This is a genomic window from Brevundimonas sp. Root1279 (assembly GCF_001425945.1).
Lineage (GTDB): Bacteria > Pseudomonadota > Alphaproteobacteria > Caulobacterales > Caulobacteraceae > Brevundimonas.
In genome coordinates, this window is record NZ_LMEB01000006.1 from 22,274 (window position 1) to 38,269 (window position 15,996).

Here is a 15,996-nt window from a genome sequence, read left to right on the forward strand (position 1 = left end):
CCATTCATGCCGCAGCGCAAAGGCGCACCGACCGATTTCGTCGTCACCCCAGTGGAGCAACCGCCTCCTCGCCCCAACCATGGCCCTCGCCCCACTGCGCCACGGCCACGATAGCCCCGCCGTCCGGGCCGTCCGGAAAATCCGCCTCGACCCACGCCGCCGGATATTCCGCGCCCGGCGCCTCTGCCTCGAAGACCCGCCTCACCTCCGCGCCGTCCAGCACTCGCACCCGAAAACGCATCGCATCCGACGCCGCGGGCTCCCCCTCCCACCGGTCGCCGTCGATGCGGGACCGGGGAATCCAGCTCAGCGTGCGACCCCCGCTCGCCGGCGCACGAACCCGCAGATGCGCCGGGCTCCACGGCCGCCCGTGACGTCCTGTCGGCGCATAAGATATCTCTCGCACCCCGAACCCGCCGATGGCCGCGCCCGCAGGACCCGCGCGCCAGATCAGCGGCGCGCCCACCTCGCCACCCGTCGCCTCCACCCGCGCCAGCTTCCGATCGAGGACGACCACCAGCGCGCCGTCCGTCGACCCGGCCGCCGTCGCAGCCTCGGTTCCTTGCTGTCCGCGCAGCAGGCCGCTCAGCCGCCAGCTCCCATCCGGCTCCAGCTGCGCCGTGCGGTGCTGCAGTATCTCCCAGCCCGCGGCCGTCTCCACCGCCAGGGCGTTCGCCCCGGCCAGCACCGCCGCCGTCGAGCGGCTCTCCGGCGCCGCTCCCTCGAAGCGGACGCATAGGCTGTTGGTCTCGTCCCACCGATAGACCAGCCCGGGCTCCAGCGCCCCGACCAGTCGCCCCACCGTCGCCGGTTCCCGCGCCTCGCCGCGGGGCGTCAGGGCGTCGACCGCGACCCCGGCGCTGATCGCCATGGGTCGCCACGGGTCCGCCGCGACCACGGCGATCGGCCGCGCGTCAGCCTCTGATCCCGCCAGCGGCGGCAGTTCGACGATCCTCAGGAACGGCGCGCCCGCCACGCCGACCGGCTCGCCCGCCGTCGGCCGGCTTCCATCCTCGCCGACCCGCACCCGTGACAGCGGCTCCAGCACCAGCGACGGCGCCTCGTCCAGCTCCGCCCGCGCCGCGCGCCAGTCCCGCCCGTCCAGCGAGACGACGTCGCCCGGCTCGATACGCAGCGCCTCCAGCGGCCCCAGCCGCACCGTTCGCGTCTCGCCGAAGAACTCCAGCGCCCGCTCCGCCGCCGCCCGCGCCAGGGCGTCGGCGCACACCGCCGGCAGATCGAGGTCGAGCCCGCCGCCCTCCCCGTCGCCGCGCACCGTCGCCGTGCCGGTCTGATAATCCGCCGACCCTTCGATGTAGCGCACCCGCGCCACCGCCGGTCGCGCCTCCAGCTCCCGATCCATCTGCTGGCTGGCGCCGGTGTCCGGCAGCGCCAGCGCCTCGGCATCCAGCGCGACCCGGTCCGCATCCGCGCCCACGATCGCCACCCGCCCACGGCGCTCAGCCGCCGCCAGGCCCAGCCCCGCCAGCAGCGGCTCCAACGCATCCCGGACCGGCATCGGCCGGTCGATGACATAGCCGTGGATCGCGCCGTCGACGGCCCCGATCTCGAACGCGTCTTCGCCCAGGCCGCCGCGCATCAGCACCGCCGCGATCAGATCTTCGGTCTCGCCGTCCAGCCGCCCGTTCAGCCAATGCCCGGTGCGCCAGGCCCCGGCGTCGGCCCAGACCTCCCCCCGCGCCGGAAACGCCGGCCACGGCCGCGCGTCCCAGCACCAGACGTCCGCCGCCGCCAGCATCGGCCCGCCGTAGACCTCCGACACCGGATTGTTGGCCGGCTCGGCGAAATGCCCCAGCACCGCCTCCAGCGCGCGCCGCTGCATGCGGTCATCCCGAGCCCCGGTCGAATGCGGCGGCAGGGCGCTCTCGGCGCTCTTGGGGTCCTGGAACAGGTTTGGCGCATTGGCCCCGCGATCCACCGCCGCGCAGCCGAACTCGGTGAGCCGGATCGGCTTCATGCCCGGAACCCAGGCCGTCGGCGTCGCCGTCCGTACGCCGGCGATGCGGTCGTGGTGCGCCTGGCTCCACCAACCCGTCAGGTCCTTCGAGCGATACAGCCAGTGCTCGCCATGGGCCCCGTCGCTGATCGGCGTGCGCACCTGCGCCGCCCGCTCCCCCTCGGACGCGTAGTACCAGTCGAAATTCTCGCCGCCTGCGACCTGCGCCGCCAGATAGTCCCGCGCGTCCGGCCCGGCGTACTCCGCCGCATCGACGCCGCCGTCCCCCGCCCGCCAGTCGCCCAGCGGCGCGTACCAGTCGATCCCGACGTAATCGATGGCCGGGTCGGCCCACAGCGGATCCAGGTGAAACACCACGTCCGCCCCGTCGTGCCGCCCGAAATACTCCGACCAGTCCGCTGCATAGCTCAGCTTCACATCGGGCCCGACTACCGTCCGGCACTCCCCCGCCAGCGCCCTCAGCTGCGCCACCGCCGGAAAAGCGCCGCCGGCGTCCCGTGTCCAGGTCAGCCCTCGCATCTCGGAGCCGATCAACAGCCCGTCCGCCCTGGTCTCCGCCGCCAGCGCCGCATAGTGCAGCGCCAGCCGCCGCAGCCCCCAACCGTCCGCCTCGCCGAACAGCAACGCCGCATCGCCCGCCGCGTCAGCCCCGTCGCGCCCCCGCACCCGACCGCGCCACGGATAGGGCGCCTGCTCGCCGCCGCCGTACGGATCCTCCAGCCCATTCCCGGGCGGCACGTCCATGAACAGGAACGGATAGAGCGTCACCTCCAGCCCGCGCGCTTTCAGCTCGGCCACGGCCTGCCGGACAGCCTCGTCCGAGGGCGTGCCGCCATAGGCCGGGCCGCCGCCGCTCTGCGAGATCAGATGCGCCCCGTCCCGGTCCAGCCCGGCGACCGACCAGTCCAGCGGCTCCGTGCGCTTGTCACGGCTTTCGACACCCGGCCGCACCCGGCAATACGCCGCCCTCAGGTCATCGCCGAACCAGCCGATCACCAGACTGACCCGCTTCAGGTTCGGAGCCTGGGCCTGCAGCTGGTCCAGCGAGATCACCAGATCCGTACGCCCATCGCCGCCGTTCAGGTTCTCGACCTGGCTTCCGGTCAATCCCTCGCGGCGCACCACGCCCTCGGTGGCCAGCACGAACTCGCCTGCGCCGGGGATCAGGCAGACGCCCTCCAGCCGATCCTCCAGCCGCCCCTCGCCCCGCGCTCGCCGAAACACCTCAAAACTCAGCTGCGGCACACGATTGCCGTACGGGCCCAGCGGCAGGTCCTCGAACACCACATAGGCCGTGCCGCGGTAGGCCGGCGCCGCGCCCTCGATCGCCTCGATCACCGGATCGGGCGTCTGGTCCGCCTCGCCGCGGTGCACCCGCATGGCGACCCCGGCCAGGTTCATCGGCTGCCCGTCCGCCCAGACCCGGCCGATCCCGTCGATCGCGCCCTCGCACAACGCCACGGCGAAGCTCAGGCTGTAGCCGTACTCCACCGTTCGCGGCCCGCCCTTGCCGCCCGAAGAGGTCTTGCGGCTCTCGCTGAAGCGCGCCGCCCAGATCACCTGCCCGGCCAGCCGCGCCCGTCCGAACACGCAGGCCATCGGCGCACCCTCGCCCGTGCCCTGCACCTTCAGCCCGTCCAGCCGCGGCCCCTTCTGCCGCGCCGGCTCCAGTGAAGCGACCACGCGCTGGTCGATCATGCTGCCGATGGTCGAGCCGATCACTCGCCCGATCGGCCCGCCGATGGAGCCGCCGACCTCGCTCAGAATGACCTGCGCCATCAGCCCGCCTCCGTCTCGGTCTCGGGCCAGGCGAAGGCGGCCGTCAGCCGGCGCCGCCACCAGGTCCCCATCCAACTCTCCACCACCGCCCGCCCCCAGTAGGCGTGGATCATCCGCGGCTCGCCGCCCCCAGCCAGCGCCCCCTCGCTCAGGATCGCGCAGTGCTTGGCCGGCGCGCCGGGGGCCATGCGGAACAGCAGCACGTCCCCCGGCTGCGCTCGTTCGAGCGGGATTTCCCGCAGCCAGCGCCGCGCCGCCAGCAACAGCGTCTCCTCGCCCCCGACCTCGGCCCAGTCAGGCCGGTATGGCGGCATCGTCTCCGGCTCGACCCCGACCAGCTCGCGCCAGACGCCGCGCACCAGTCCCAGGCAGTCCGCGCCTCCGGCCTTCAGACTCGCCTGGTGCCTGTAGGGCGTGCCCAGCCAGCTGCGGGCGATCTCCACGGCCCGCGCGTTCATCGCCGGCTCCCGCCGTCGTTGCGCCCGCCCTCGAGCGGCGCCGCGACGATGAAATCGTCCCCGGGAATGTCCGGAAAGCTCCGGAAATTCACGCCGTTGGCGAAGCTCCCGACACAGGTCGCCCAGCGCTTGTCGCAACTCGCGCCGGGGAAGTCGGCCAGGTCCACCCCACACCGCCCGTCGCCGAGCTGTGCATCGCAGTCGCGGCCATAGGTTCGGCCCACCACCCGCGACAGCGCCGCCAGCGGCCCCTCCAGCTCGGCGGTGAAGCCGCCGCCCTCCCGGCGGATCCGCGCCACCCGCCCGCCCCACAGCCGCACCCGCAGGTCCGGCCGCCGCCAGTCCACCCGCCACAGCGCGATCGCCGCCCGATCGTACAGACCCGCGTCGATGTCCGCCTCGGTCAGAGCCGCGTCGTCCAGCCCGCCGGCCGCCGCCGCCGTCCCCGCACTCAACCCGACCGCACCTTCCGCGGCCCCGGCGGTCCAGCCGCTCGCCGCCCGGCAGACGGTCCCCTCGATCTCCAGGTCGCAGTCGTGGTCGGTGAAGCCCAGAACCGCGCCATCGGCCCGCGTCAGCAGCCAGGCATGGCACAGGGTCGCGGCGCCGCTCTCGATGCGCGCCGCCATCTCCTCAGGAACCACCCGCATCAGACCCGCATCTCGATCAGCGGCGCGGCGGCCATGCGTCCGGCCGCGAAGCTCTCCAGCGTCACCTCGATGCGGTCGGTGTCGAAGCGCACCGGCGTGTCGAACTCGAACCCGGCCGTCACCGCCTCGCCCGCGCCCGGGGCCGCCGCCAGCGTCACCAGACCCGTCGTCGGATCGACGGAGAACACGTCCGCCGCCAGCTCGCTTCCGTCGACCGCGATCCGCACCGTCCCCTCGACGGGCTTGGCGATCACCCGTTCGGCCGCGGTCTCATCCTCGCCATACCGCTTTCTCAGCGGGAAGCTCATTCGCGTCCCGTCGCCCTCGCCCAGCACCTGATCCAGCGCCGTGGTCGCGGCGCCCGGCGCGCACGACTTGAAGTCCGCGAAGTCCCTGAACCGGAACCCGTACAGCCGCCCCCGCCGCGCCTCGAAGAAGCCGGTCAGCGCCGCCATGTCGTCCAGCGACCTCAAGTTCGCCCCGATCAGATAGCGCCGCCGCCCCGCCGCCCACGGCGTCGAGCGCCGTTCGAAGCCCGACGCCAGCGTCACCACCTCGGTGCGCCGCTCAACGCCTCCGGTCGACCCGAACGCCAGACGCGCGGGCAGCCTCACCTCGTGAAAGGCCATGATGTCTCCTTGTAGGATTTCGCCGCCGCCGCTCGTTCAGACGCCACGGCTCGGCTTGTCTTTACGTCTCCCGCCGACCACGGTGCCGCGGCATCGGGGGAGTGTGATTCATGCAGGGCGAGATCGTCAGCGTTGACGCCGTGACGGGCGACGGAAGGATTCTGGCGGCCGACGGACGGGAGCTCTCGTTCCGTGCCGCATCCTGCACCGCTCCCGTCGAGGTCGGCCAGTCGGTGGACTATGTCGAGATCGTCGGCGATGTCGCCGGGGAGATCACCCCGGCCGGCAAGGCCTTCCGCTTCGCCAAGCAGCGCCCTGCCCGCGCGCCTGGCGCCCTGGATTGGGGCTCGCTGTTCCTGACCTCCGAGGGCCGTCTTCGGCGCCTCCACTACTGGATCGGCATGGCCATTCTGCTGGTCGTCAGCCGTCTGCTCGGCCCCGTTCCGCTGATCGGCGCTGTCGTCGGCCTCGTGGCCTTCATCCTTTGCTTCGCCCTGCAGGCCCGGCGTCTGCGCGACATCGGCCAGAGCGCCTGGTGGCTGCTGATCCCGCTCGGCGTCTGGATCGCCGGCTGGTTCCTGACGATGAACGCCCTCCGCAACTTCTCTCCGGCGAGCTCACTCGGCATCCTCAGCCTCAGCTGGGCCACCCTCTTCGTCCCGGCCGTCATCGTGGTGCTCGGCCTCATCCCCGGCCAGCGAGGCCGCAACCGCTTCGGCCCGGACACCAAGCCCGCCCCGCCGGAAGCGACCGCCGCAACTTTCGCCTGAAGCCACGCTTGCCTGTTCGAGCACCCGCGGTCAGAAGGCCGGCGCTAGGGGAGTTTTCCAATGTTCGGTGAAGTCATCAGCGTCGACCCGACGACGGGCGACGGCGTGATCCTCGGCGAGGATCAGCAGCACTATCCGTTCGCCGCCTCTGCCTGCCGCGGCCGACTCAATGGCGGACAGAAGGTCGAGTTCGATGCCCTCGACGGCGTGGCCTCGGATATCTTCAAGCTCTCCGCCGCCCGCCACCGCCTCGGCATGACCCCGCCATCCTCGGCGCAGCTCAAGCGTGAGGACGCCGTCGACACCCCCCTCGGCTACGTCCGAAACAACCGCGGCTGGGGCCAACTGCTCTGGTCCCCGGACGGCCGCATCAACCGGGGTGAATTCTGGAAGGCCTTCATCGTTTTGACTGTCGCGAACGTGCTCCTGGGCTGGATCCCGTTCGCCGGCTCCTTCGTCAGCTTCGGGACCACCTGGGGCACGATCGCCATCTATTCGAAGCGACTCCACGACATGGGCCACACCGGCTGGCTGCAAATGCTTCCCATAGCGACCTGGATTGTTGCCATCATCCTCGCGATTCCGGCGTTGGCGGCCAATCCGGATAGCCTGTCCGGCGGGGTCAGCAGGATGCTTTGGATGCTCGGCCTCGTCCCACTGCTCATCGTCGGTGTCGCCAATCTCGGCTTCCTTGTCTGGGTCGGTTCCGTCGCAGGCCAGTCGGGTCCCAACCGCTTCGGCCCCGATCCCAAGGCCACGCCCGACCGCACCGCCGAAGCCTTCGCCTGACTACAGCCGCCGCGCGCCCAGCGCCGCAGCGCGAGCCAGCATCTGGGCGATCTGACCCTCGGACCGCAGCAGCGCCTGCGGCCCGCCGTCGACGGTGACGTTGACCGTCACCCCGCCGCCCGCGCCGGCCGCCTCAATGACGCCCGCCGTCTGCGGCCGGAACACCTCCGGCCCGCGCTCGCCGACCAGATAAGCCCCGCCGCCCAGCGCCAGCCCGCCCTCGGCCCGCGCGCCGGAGAAGGCCCCGCGCACCGCTTCGGCGATCGCCGTCCCCAGCCCGCCGCCGCCGTCGCTCCCTGACGCCGCCGCGTTCACCGCCGCGAGCACCGCCCGCGCCAGCTCGGCCAGGCTGACCTCGCCATCCGCCGCGGCCCGGGCCAGCGATCGCGCCAGGCCCTCGCCCGCGCGCCCGAAGGCCTCCTCGATCGAGGCCGCCGCCCGCGCCGCCGGCTCCTTCAGCGCCTCCAACGCCGCCGCCGCCTCGGCCGCCTGCCGCGGCACGTCATTCAGTCCTGTAGGCTCCATCGCATCAGTCATCCGGCCACGCCTCCGCCATCCGCTCGAACTCGTTTCGGCCCATCGGCGCGGCCTGCGCCGGCCCGGCCGTCAACATCCGCCACTCCGCCAAAGACAGCCGCCAGAAGGCCGCCGGCCTGATCCCCAGCGCCGCCGCCGTGCGCAGCATCCCGCCCCACGGCGTGCTCATCCGGCCTGACCGGAGGACGCCACAAAGGCCTTCGCGACCGCCTCCGCCGCCTCGCCCGGCGCGATCGCCGCCCGGTCCAGCTCGCCCGCCAACTCGAGCTCGCCCCCGCCGCGTAGCAGCGCCGCCAGCACCACAGTCAGGTCCCGCGCCGACAGCGTCCTCAGCCGCTCCGCCAGCGTCCCGATCCCGTCGACGCCCAGCCCCGTCTCGATCTCCGCCAGGGCTCCCAGCGTCAGGCACAACCGCCGCTCGACGCCGGCCAGCGTCGCTGTAACCTCGCCGCGCACGCCGTTGGCCGTCACGCCGCCACCCCGAACGTCACCTCGCCCGCGCTCGCCAGGCTGATCGCGAAGGTCGCTTCGCCCTCGTGCTCGCCGGCGTACTCCAGCGCCGAGACCAGGAACGGACCCTCCAACGTGCCGAAGTCCGGCACGATCAATCGCCAGGTCCGCGCTGACTGGTCGAAGAAGGCTTCCCGGATCAGGGCGTCCGAGGCGGCGTCGCGGAAGATGCCCTGCCCGGCCACCGCCGCCGACTTCACCCCCGCCCCGCCCAGCAGTTCGCGCCAGCGCCCGGCGCTGTCGCCGTCCGTTGCGTCCACCGACCGCGCGTTCAACGAAATGGTCCGCGCCCGAAGCCCAGCCACCGTCGTGAACACGCCCGGCGCGCCCTCGATCTTTAGCAGGATGTCCTTGCCCCTTTGAGCCCCCATGGTCAGATCTCCTCCGTGACGGCGCGCACCCGCAGCACCGCATAAGTCCGCGCCCGATCGGCGCTCGGAAACACGTCCGCGAACGTCGCCCTCAGGCTCGCCGTCCGCACCCCGTCGGCCTCCAGCACAGCGTCCGCCAGCCTCAGCCGCAGCGCCGCCAGGATGGCCTTGGCCTCCTCCGTCCCGTGAAAGCGCGACACGGTTGTCAGCGTCAGCAGATGCTCGACCCCGCCCCCGTCCGCCGGCAGCGGCCGGCTCTCAGCCCGCCCGATCAGCAGGTGCGGAAAGCCCGGATCCTCCGGCGCCCCGTCCCAGATCCGCGCCGGATCGCCCAACAGCGCCTGCAGCGCCGCATCGTCCTTCAGATGCGCGACCAGCGCCTTCTGCAGGGCCAGTTCATGCCCGCTCATCGCATCCGCTCCAGGTTGAGGATGGCCCGTCCGCCGACCGTCTCGCCGGTGGCGATGCGCCAGTCGGCCCCGCCGAAGCGCAGCATCCGCCCGCTCTCCAGCCGCGGGTCGGCCCTGGTCTCCGCGGCCACCGTCTCGACGGCGCGCAAGCCGCTCTCGTCGGTCCGCTCGCGACGCCTTCGCGCCCCCAGCTTCAGCCAGGCGTAGCCCAGCGGCTCCCAACTGACGGCCCGGCCGCCATAGGGCGTCTCGCTCTCAACGCCCGCGAACAATCCGGCCAGCGTCTTCACAGCCGCACCACGCGGTACGGCGCGATCCAGGCCTCGACCAGGGCGATCGGGGTCTCCGCCTCGCCCCGCTCATAGGCCTTCTCGATCAGCATCATGATGGCCAGCCGCAGCGGCGCCGGCGAGGTCGAGGTCAGGACCAGCCCGACCTCCCCCTCCACCCGCGCCCGCGCCGCATCGACCAGGGTCTGGATCAGCCCGTCCTCGGCGTCATGCTCGACGCGCAGGAACAGCTTCGCTTCCGTCAGCGAGACGGGTGCGGTCATTTGGATCTCGCTTTGCTTGAAAGTGGCGAGCGACGAGTGACGAGTGGCGAGCGCCACCGCGTCTTCTCGTCACCGACCGTTGCGCTCGGCGAGCGGCGGCGGCGATCTCGCCACTCGCCACTCGCCACTCATCACTCCGCCTCTACGAGGCGGCGAACTTCATCACCTTGATGGCGTCGAAATTCTGCACCCCGCCGCCGACGCGCTTGGTCGTGTAGAACAGCACATAGGGCTTGGCCGAATACGGATCCCTCAGCACCCGCACGCCGGCGCGGTCGACGATCAGATAGCCGCGCTGGAAGTCGCCGAAGGCGATGGCCGCGCTGTTGGCGGCCACGTCCGGCATGGTCTCGATCTCGGTCACCGGATAGCCCAGCAGGCTGGCCGTCTCGCCCGGCCGCTGTGCGGGCTGCCAGATGTAAGCCCCGTCGGCGTCCTTGAATTTGCGCACCGCCGAGACCGTCTTGCGGTTCATCACGAAGCGGCCGTTCGGGCGGTACTGGGCCTTGGGCGCATAGACCAGGTCGATCAGGCGATCGACCGGGCTGGTCGAGGCGAAGGCCCCCGCCGCCCCCGAGGCGACATAGCCGATCTCGCCCCACTCATGGTCGGCCTCAGCGACGATGTCGTAGCTGAGGAAGCCCTTCGGCTTGTTGACGCCGTTGCCGGTGACGAAGGCCGCCGTCTCCTGGGCGGCGAAGGCGTCCTCGACCTCGGCGGCCAACCACTCGTCGAGGTCGACCAGGGCGTCGTCCAGCAGCGTCTGGGTCGCCGCCGGGCTGGCGTACAGGTCCGCCGACGGGAACTCGAGCAGGCTCAGGGTGGCCGGGTCCGTCTCCGGCCGCGCCGCCGTCTCGGCGACCCAGCCCGAGGCCACCCCGGCGATCGACACCGGCTTGCGGAAGACGCCCGCGGCCACCGTGCGCACCGTGCAGATCTCGCGCATCGGCGAGCCCGCCATCAGGCGGCGCTCGATGGCCCTTTCGGTCTGCTCCGGCACGACATAGCCGGCCGAGTTCGACGCCGTCGACAGCCCCGCCTTCAGCTCCAGGCCGAAGCTGGCGCCCGTCTTCAGATAGCCGTCGAACGCCGCCTTCTCCTCCAGCGGCGCAACGCCGCTGGCTTCGCGCAGGGACGCGACGCCGATCTCCGGCCGGCGCGCCTCGCTCAGCGCCCGGTCCAGCCGAGCCTGGGCCGCGCCGACCGCCTGGTCGATGCGCGCCACCTTCTCCTCCAGCAGCGTGTCGGCGCTCGCCTTGCGCTCGATCTCGTCGAGCCGCGCATCATTGGCGCCTTTGAAGGCCTCGAACGCGGCCATCATCTCGTGCATGGCGGCGCGCGCCTCGGGGGCGCCCGAGGCGGTCTTGGTCTCTTTCATGATCTCTCCGGTTTTCAGGAGCCGCATAGTGCGGCTAGGGTCCGGGCGTGACCGCTCACTCCCGAATTTCAGTTCTGTCGATCCGTCGCGGGCGAGGCCGCGGGTGAGCGGCTACACCCGTCTCGAAAGCGTGGTCCTCGAAGCCCTCGTCTGGGACCTCTCCGAGGAGCTTCCCGCCCTCGGCGCTCAGGTCCGCGCCAGCAAGCCCGGCCGCCGACGCAACACCGGCTTCGGCCTGTTCACGGACATCGAGGCGCCCGCAGCGGCCGCCTCCAGCCCCAGCGGCGACTTCGGCACGGTCCACGTCATGGTCGGCGCCCTGCGCGACCCGATCGCCTTGAAGGTCCGCGTCCGCGACGGCCGGCTGCTCGGCCTCGTCGGCGACAGCTATCTGCAGGACACCCGCGCCATCGACTTCGAGCGCGTCGCCTTCGACCAGGTCTTCACCGTCGACGAGGACGGCCGCTCCGTGGCCTTCGTTCCATCGGTGCAGGCCTCACGCGAGCCCGAGCGCGTCGCGCCGCGCCCGGTCGCCCCGCCGCCTACGCCTGCGCCTGTGGCGCCTCAACCCAAGCCCCGGCCGCAGCTTCCCTCGGCGGTCAAGTCATCGGCGTCGCGACCCGCTGAGCCGAAGCCGCCCCAAACCACTGAGGCCAAAACCACTTTGGCCAAATCCACCGCCTACATGGACACCCTCTTCGACGGCTTCGCCAAGGATGTCGTCGTCGAGGAGCCGACCGCCTCCGAGCGGACCGGCCTGATCGTCGCTGTCTGGGCCGCGGCCTTCGGCGTCGCCACCATCCTGGTCCTCGGCTTCGAAGCGCCGCTGACGCCGGTCTTCGTCCTGGCCTTCATCGTCGCCCGCTACCTGCAGCGGCCGCGCGGCCTCGCCGCCGTCCGTCGGGGCCTGGTCGTCTGGCGCAGGCATCTCGAATCCAGCAAAGCCGCCCGTTAACCCACTGCCTGCGACGACTTGTCCACAGCCCACGGCCCGAATCGGGTCGGGAAACGCTGGCCCGGCCGCGAGCTGCGGATTAGCAATCCTCTCTTTTGTCGGACCGAGTGCTAGCGATGACCGCGACCCGCCTGCATGCCCTGACCACGGACGTCGTCGCCCTTGAGGCGGTGGTGCGCGCCCTGGTGCGGGTCGAGACGCGTCGCTCGCGCGCCGCGGGGGCTGAGCTGCTCGAAGCCCTGTCCGAAGAATCCGACCGTCTCAGCGCCGGCTCCATCCCGGGCGACCCCGACGTCGCCGCCATCCTGGACGGCCTTCAGACCTGGATCGACGAGCTCAAGTCCGACGTCCTCGACGCACCGCGTCCGACGCTGACCAGCGCCTAGGTCGGCCCATAGCGGCCCATCCGGACCGCGCTCGAGTTCATCTCCTGGATCACGAACCGCACGAACTCCAGGTTCCGGTTCTTCATCAAAACCCCCTCGCTCGTGCGTACGCCGCGCGGCTCGCGCGTCAGTCGGCCCGCGGCCACCAGGGCGTCGATCCGTCGTCGGACGGTTTCGCGCGGCAGACCCGTGGACTGCGCCACCGCGCGCCCGCTGATCGGTTTGTGCTGGGCGTCCGGCACGGGCTCCGTATCCATGTGCGCCAGCATCGCCGGATCGCGCAGATGGCTGCCGCTGCTCGCCGCACCGACGGTCAGCAGCACCAGAATGGTCTCTAGGTCGTCCTGCGGGTAGCAGTCCATCGCCTTGCGGGCGATGCGCAGGAGCGACTCCACCGCCACCACGGCCCTGGCTCGCTCGCCGGGCTTGACCTCCGCCTCGCCGTCCATCGTCATCGGCTCCGCTCCGCTTCGCGTCTTGCGTGCCTTTATGCCCCAGAATGGGTCGCTCCGCAGTCAGGCCTTCACCGGAGGCCGCTCACCGCACCACCTGCGTCATCAAGCGCCAGACCAGTATGCCGAGGATGATCAGCAGCCCGACCCAGTCGAACCTGCGCGACCGCGTCATCAGCATCGCCACCAGCAGGCCCAGGATCGCCGTCCGCGCGATGGTCGCGGCGTTCCACCCCGCCACGCCGGTGATCAGCGCCGTCGCCCAGGTCGACACCTGGTACAGGGCGAAGGTCAGCAGGAAGACCTCGCGCTCCTCGTCATAGTGGTGGCGCATGTCCAGGTCGGCGCCCGGCAGCACGCTGGCCATGGTCACGAACAGCAGGATGGGCGGCGCCAGCACCAGCGCGAACTGCGCCGCCGTCCGCGCGCGATCCGAGCCGTCCAGGCCCAGATACAGCGCCCACCAGTAGTTCAACGTCAGGCAGAACAGGGCGGCCACCCAGGCCAGCGGCAGGGCGTCCCACCGCACGCGGTCGCGCAGCCGGATCAGCCGGTGCAGGTTGCCGAACATCTCCGTCAGCCCGAGGCCGACGATGATCGAGATCAGCGTGATCGAGTGGGTCGCGATATCCATGTCGCGCCTCGCGTGTCGGCTCGGGACGCAAAGCTTGGAGCCAAGCCGTTCCCGCCGCAAGCTTGGCTGAACGCGGGTCGCCCAACAGGCTTGACGGCGTTTCAGCTTGAGCAGAGGGTGGCGCGGTCGGGCGGCGTTCAGAAGGGTATGCTGCCATGCGCCTCGTCGGACTCGCCCCCCTCATCCTCCTCTTCGGTTGCGCGCCTACCCAGGCGGGTGATGCCTCGTCCGGCCCGGACGGGGCCGCCCAGGAGGCGTCCGGCCGTCGTTGCCATTCTCCCGTCAGCACCCGGCTGATCGCCGTCGAGCCCGGCCGCGTCTACATCCGCACCCGCACCGGCCAGGCGCTCGAGCTGACCGGCGAGGACGTCTGCATCCAGGCCGCCAGCAACGGCGCCATCAGCCTGCGCCCGGCGGTCGGTCCCGCCACGGCCAATGTTTGCATCGGCGACGAGGCCCGCCTCGGCATCGTCTCGCACGGCTCCGGTCGGCGGTCCTGCAACGTCCGGGTCGCCCGCGTCGTGCCGAACGCCGAGATCGACGAACTCGAACGTCGCCGCAGCCCGTAAACCGGCGGACACAATCCGAAGCGTAGCCTGACTTGAGCCGCGCCCCCGCAACCGGCCATATCGGCCGGTTTCAGGAGCCTCGGCATGAAGTTGTTCTCCGGCCTGTCGGCCTTCCCCATCACGCCTGCGACGCCCGACGGCGACGTCATCGAGGCCGACCTGCGCGCCCTGATCCGCCGCATCGCCGGCGCCGGGGCCGACTCCATCGGACTGCTCGGCAGCACCGGGACCTACCTGTTCCTGACCCGCGAACAGCGCCAGCGCGCCATAGCCATCGCCGTCGACGCCGCCGAAGGCCTTCCGATCATGGCCGGCGTCGGCGCCCTGCGCACCGACGACGCCGTCGACCTGGCCCGCGACGCCGCCTTGGCGGGCGCAGCCGCCCTGCTCCTGGCCCCGGTCAGCTACAACCCCCTGTTCGAGGACGAGGTCTACGCCCACTTCGCCGCCGTGGCGGGCGCGACCGACCTGCCGATCTGCATCTACAGCAACCCGACCACCACCCAGTTCACCTTCAGCCCGGCCCTCGTCGGCCGCCTGGCCGCCGACCTGCCGACCGTCTCCGGGATCAAGCTGCCCCTGCCCCGCAACGGCGACATCGCCGCGGACCTCGCCGCCTTCCGCGCCGCCGCGCCTGAGCTCTCGATCGGCTACAGCGCCGACTGGGGGCTCAAGGACGCCCTGCTGGCCGGGGCGGACTGCTTCTACAGCGTCGCCGCCGGCCTCTTCCCCGAGCGCGCCGTCGCCCTCGCCCGCGCCGCCACGCAGGGCGACCGCGCCGAAGCCGACCGCCTCGACGCCGACTTCGCCCCGCTCTGGGACCTGTTCCGCGCCTGGGGCGGCCTCCGCGTCGCCTACGCCGCCGCCAACCGCCTGGGCCTCACGTCAGCGCAGCCGCCGAGGCCGATCCTGCCGCTCGATGAAGGGCTCGTCGGGCCGGTTGCGGAGGCGTTGGCGGGCTGACTGGACAAGCTCTGCCTTACCCTGAATGCTGGCGCGATGCGGACCGAAGTAGTCAGAACCATCGCTCTCCTGGCGATCCTCGCCGCGACGTCAGCCGCGACCAGCTCGTTTGCGCAGGACCCAGAGTGCTACGACGCCGAAGTGTCAGCCCGCATCGTCTCACAGACGCCGACCGTGATGCCCGGTTGCGACGACTGCATCATCATGCGCTGGCCCTGGATCCTCGATCTTGATGTCCGCCGGGTTCATTCCGGCGAGGTCGCTCGCGGCCGGATGACCGTGTTGACGTTCCAACACACCGACTTCCGGCGCGACCTTGGGTCCGTTCGCTGGAAGCTGCGTCGCAATACTTTGGGAGGGTTCAACGCCGTGCGGGCCTACAGCGACGACCCCGAGCGCCTGTGTTCGACGGACGAACCGCCCACGACGGCCTACGTCACGCCTCCGGACGGCCAGAGCATCGAAGACCTCCGCCGCGAAGGCCGCGAGTACTATAGCCGCGACGACTGAAACCTCGCCCCCGGCAGCATCGGAAACGTCACCAGCGACACCTCCCACAGCTCCACCTCAGTCAGCACCCTGAGCCGCCCGTCGCGCCGGGCCCGGCGGCTGCGGAAGCCGATCGACAACCCGTCCAGCGCCCCCGCCCGGGCCAGCGCCCGCGCATATCGTGCCTCCGGCGACCAGTCGAAGATCCGCCCCCCCACCCGCAGGCCGCGGTCGTCCTCGACCAGCGCGTCCCAGACCCCGACCACCGCCCGGGCCTCGTGCTGGTGCAGCATCCGCACCCCGCCCGCGCCCGTCCTGGCCAGGCTCGCCGCGAAGGCGCCCTTGGCCACGACGTCGCCGTTCAGGTCCGCCACGCCCCACAGCGACGCATAGCCCTCGATCGACAGCGCATCCGCCTTGAGGGCGGTCGCGAGCCCGCTCAATCCCGCCACTCCAGCCGGCGCTCGATCCGCTCCACGGCCTCGCGCGTGCTCTGGCTCTGTTCCTCCAGCCGGGCCAGCCGCTCGGCCACCTGCCTCTGCTCGCCGACCTTCTCCTCCAGCGAGCCGATCCGCGCCGCCGCCCCGCCCGCCCAGACCAGGCCGCCGATCGTCTGCACCACCAGGGCGACGATGATCGCCACGGGGATTTTTCTGATTTCGCTCATTTCCGTCTCCCTGTGAGGGTCGAGGGGCGAGGGTCGAGGGCGCGCGATCAGAGCCCGGTCTTGGGCGGA

The 15,996-nt window shown here is 71.7% G+C and carries 23 protein-coding genes; 7 read left to right on the forward strand and 16 right to left on the reverse strand.

Going from position 1 to position 15,996, the window contains the following annotated elements; all coding sequences use genetic code 11:
• Nucleotides 1-43 precede the first annotated feature (43 nt).
• From ASC65_RS08095 to ASC65_RS08110, 4 genes are read right to left on the reverse strand one after another with little or no spacing between them, the layout of a single operon-like run.
• Complete coding sequence (locus ASC65_RS08095; RefSeq protein WP_056452539.1) at nt 44-3,757, reverse strand: baseplate multidomain protein megatron; 3,714 nt, start codon at nt 3,755-3,757, stop codon at nt 44-46.
• The gene (locus ASC65_RS08100; protein ID WP_056451507.1) at nt 3,757-4,215 is read right to left on the reverse strand and encodes an NlpC/P60 family protein; all 459 of its coding nucleotides are present in this window, start codon (nt 4,213-4,215) and stop codon (nt 3,757-3,759) included. Before ASC65_RS08100 ends, ASC65_RS08095 begins: the two co-directional genes overlap by 1 nt.
• The gene (locus ASC65_RS08105; RefSeq protein WP_056451509.1) at nt 4,212-4,865 is read right to left on the reverse strand and encodes a baseplate hub domain-containing protein; all 654 of its coding nucleotides are present in this window, start codon (nt 4,863-4,865) and stop codon (nt 4,212-4,214) included. The genes ASC65_RS08100 and ASC65_RS08105 overlap by 4 nt, the downstream gene beginning before the upstream one ends.
• Nucleotides 4,865-5,494 carry a DUF2460 domain-containing protein gene (locus ASC65_RS08110; RefSeq protein ID WP_156459595.1) on the reverse strand — a complete coding sequence of 210 codons (630 nt, stop codon included), beginning with the start codon at nt 5,492-5,494 and terminating at the stop codon, nt 4,865-4,867. The genes ASC65_RS08105 and ASC65_RS08110 overlap by 1 nt, the downstream gene beginning before the upstream one ends.
• Before the next feature lie 110 nt (nt 5,495-5,604).
• Between ASC65_RS08110 and ASC65_RS08115 the strand changes: the two genes are divergently transcribed.
• On the forward strand, nt 5,605-6,264 hold the full coding sequence (locus ASC65_RS08115; RefSeq protein WP_056451513.1) for a DUF805 domain-containing protein: 660 nt from the start codon (nt 5,605-5,607) through the stop codon (nt 6,262-6,264).
• 60 nt (nt 6,265-6,324) lie between these two features.
• A complete protein-coding gene (locus ASC65_RS08120; RefSeq protein ID WP_056451514.1) occupies nt 6,325-7,053 on the forward strand; it encodes a DUF805 domain-containing protein in 729 nt (242 codons plus the stop codon).
• On the opposite strand, the gene ASC65_RS08125 is transcribed toward ASC65_RS08120, so the two are convergent.
• The 8 genes from ASC65_RS08125 to ASC65_RS08155 all read right to left on the reverse strand — a co-directional run bounded on the left by ASC65_RS08125 (nt 7,054) and on the right by ASC65_RS08155 (nt 10,812).
• Nucleotides 7,054-7,590, reverse strand: coding sequence for a hypothetical protein (locus ASC65_RS08125; RefSeq protein WP_056451515.1), 537 nt, complete (start codon nt 7,588-7,590; stop codon nt 7,054-7,056).
• Nucleotides 7,583-7,759, reverse strand: a complete 177-nt coding sequence (locus ASC65_RS16720; RefSeq protein WP_235561443.1) for a phage tail assembly chaperone — start codon at nt 7,757-7,759, stop codon at nt 7,583-7,585. Before ASC65_RS16720 ends, ASC65_RS08125 begins: the two co-directional genes overlap by 8 nt.
• A complete protein-coding gene (locus ASC65_RS08130; RefSeq protein ID WP_056451518.1) occupies nt 7,756-8,061 on the reverse strand; it encodes a GTA-gp10 family protein in 306 nt (101 codons plus the stop codon). The genes ASC65_RS16720 and ASC65_RS08130 overlap by 4 nt, the downstream gene beginning before the upstream one ends.
• Nucleotides 8,058-8,471 carry a phage major tail protein, TP901-1 family gene (locus ASC65_RS08135; RefSeq protein WP_056451520.1) on the reverse strand — a complete coding sequence of 138 codons (414 nt, stop codon included), beginning with the start codon at nt 8,469-8,471 and terminating at the stop codon, nt 8,058-8,060. The genes ASC65_RS08130 and ASC65_RS08135 overlap by 4 nt, the downstream gene beginning before the upstream one ends.
• A gap of 2 nt (nt 8,472-8,473) precedes the next feature.
• Complete coding sequence (locus ASC65_RS08140) at nt 8,474-8,881, reverse strand: DUF3168 domain-containing protein (protein ID WP_056451522.1); 408 nt, start codon at nt 8,879-8,881, stop codon at nt 8,474-8,476.
• Nucleotides 8,878-9,171 carry a hypothetical protein gene (locus ASC65_RS08145; RefSeq protein ID WP_056451524.1) on the reverse strand — a complete coding sequence of 98 codons (294 nt, stop codon included), beginning with the start codon at nt 9,169-9,171 and terminating at the stop codon, nt 8,878-8,880. The genes ASC65_RS08140 and ASC65_RS08145 overlap by 4 nt, the downstream gene beginning before the upstream one ends.
• Complete coding sequence (locus tag ASC65_RS08150) at nt 9,168-9,434, reverse strand: head-tail connector protein (protein WP_056451526.1); 267 nt, start codon at nt 9,432-9,434, stop codon at nt 9,168-9,170. Before ASC65_RS08150 ends, ASC65_RS08145 begins: the two co-directional genes overlap by 4 nt.
• A gap of 142 nt (nt 9,435-9,576) precedes the next feature.
• On the reverse strand, nt 9,577-10,812 hold the full coding sequence (locus ASC65_RS08155; RefSeq protein ID WP_056452542.1) for a phage major capsid protein: 1,236 nt from the start codon (nt 10,810-10,812) through the stop codon (nt 9,577-9,579).
• A gap of 103 nt (nt 10,813-10,915) precedes the next feature.
• On the opposite strand from ASC65_RS08155, the gene ASC65_RS08160 reads away from it, so the two are divergent.
• A complete protein-coding gene (locus ASC65_RS08160; RefSeq protein WP_056451527.1) occupies nt 10,916-11,767 on the forward strand; it encodes a hypothetical protein in 852 nt (283 codons plus the stop codon).
• Nucleotides 11,768-11,883: 116 nt separating this feature from the next.
• Entirely contained in the window at nt 11,884-12,153 is a 270-nt protein-coding gene (locus tag ASC65_RS08165; protein ID WP_056451529.1) for a hypothetical protein, read from the forward strand.
• Here the strand turns inward: ASC65_RS08165 and ASC65_RS08170 are convergent.
• Nucleotides 12,150-12,608: a hypothetical protein gene (locus ASC65_RS08170; protein ID WP_056451531.1), complete on the reverse strand. Its 459-nt coding sequence runs from the start codon at nt 12,606-12,608 to the stop codon at nt 12,150-12,152. The two genes, ASC65_RS08165 and ASC65_RS08170, sit on opposite strands and share 4 nt — an antisense overlap.
• Nucleotides 12,609-12,690: 82 nt before the next feature.
• Entirely contained in the window at nt 12,691-13,239 is a 549-nt protein-coding gene (locus ASC65_RS08175; protein ID WP_056451532.1) for a hypothetical protein, read from the reverse strand.
• A 155-nt stretch (nt 13,240-13,394) separates the two neighbouring features.
• Between ASC65_RS08175 and ASC65_RS08180 the strand changes: the two genes are divergently transcribed.
• The 3 genes from ASC65_RS08180 to ASC65_RS08190 all read left to right on the forward strand — a co-directional run bounded on the left by ASC65_RS08180 (nt 13,395) and on the right by ASC65_RS08190 (nt 15,281).
• Nucleotides 13,395-13,808, forward strand: coding sequence for a hypothetical protein (locus tag ASC65_RS08180; RefSeq protein WP_056451533.1), 414 nt, complete (start codon nt 13,395-13,397; stop codon nt 13,806-13,808).
• Between the two features lie 84 nt (nt 13,809-13,892).
• Nucleotides 13,893-14,771: a dihydrodipicolinate synthase family protein gene (locus ASC65_RS08185; protein ID WP_056451535.1), complete on the forward strand. Its 879-nt coding sequence runs from the start codon at nt 13,893-13,895 to the stop codon at nt 14,769-14,771.
• Nucleotides 14,772-14,807: 36 nt separating this feature from the next.
• Nucleotides 14,808-15,281 carry a hypothetical protein gene (locus tag ASC65_RS08190; protein WP_056451537.1) on the forward strand — a complete coding sequence of 158 codons (474 nt, stop codon included), beginning with the start codon at nt 14,808-14,810 and terminating at the stop codon, nt 15,279-15,281.
• Here ASC65_RS08190 and ASC65_RS08195 read toward each other — a convergent pair.
• Nucleotides 15,263-15,703, reverse strand: a complete 441-nt coding sequence (locus ASC65_RS08195; protein WP_200939813.1) for an HK97 family phage prohead protease — start codon at nt 15,701-15,703, stop codon at nt 15,263-15,265. The genes ASC65_RS08190 and ASC65_RS08195 overlap by 19 nt on opposite strands.
• A complete protein-coding gene (locus tag ASC65_RS08200; protein ID WP_056451539.1) occupies nt 15,700-15,927 on the reverse strand; it encodes a hypothetical protein in 228 nt (75 codons plus the stop codon). The genes ASC65_RS08195 and ASC65_RS08200 overlap by 4 nt, the downstream gene beginning before the upstream one ends.
• Nucleotides 15,928-15,996: the final 69 nt, after the last annotated feature.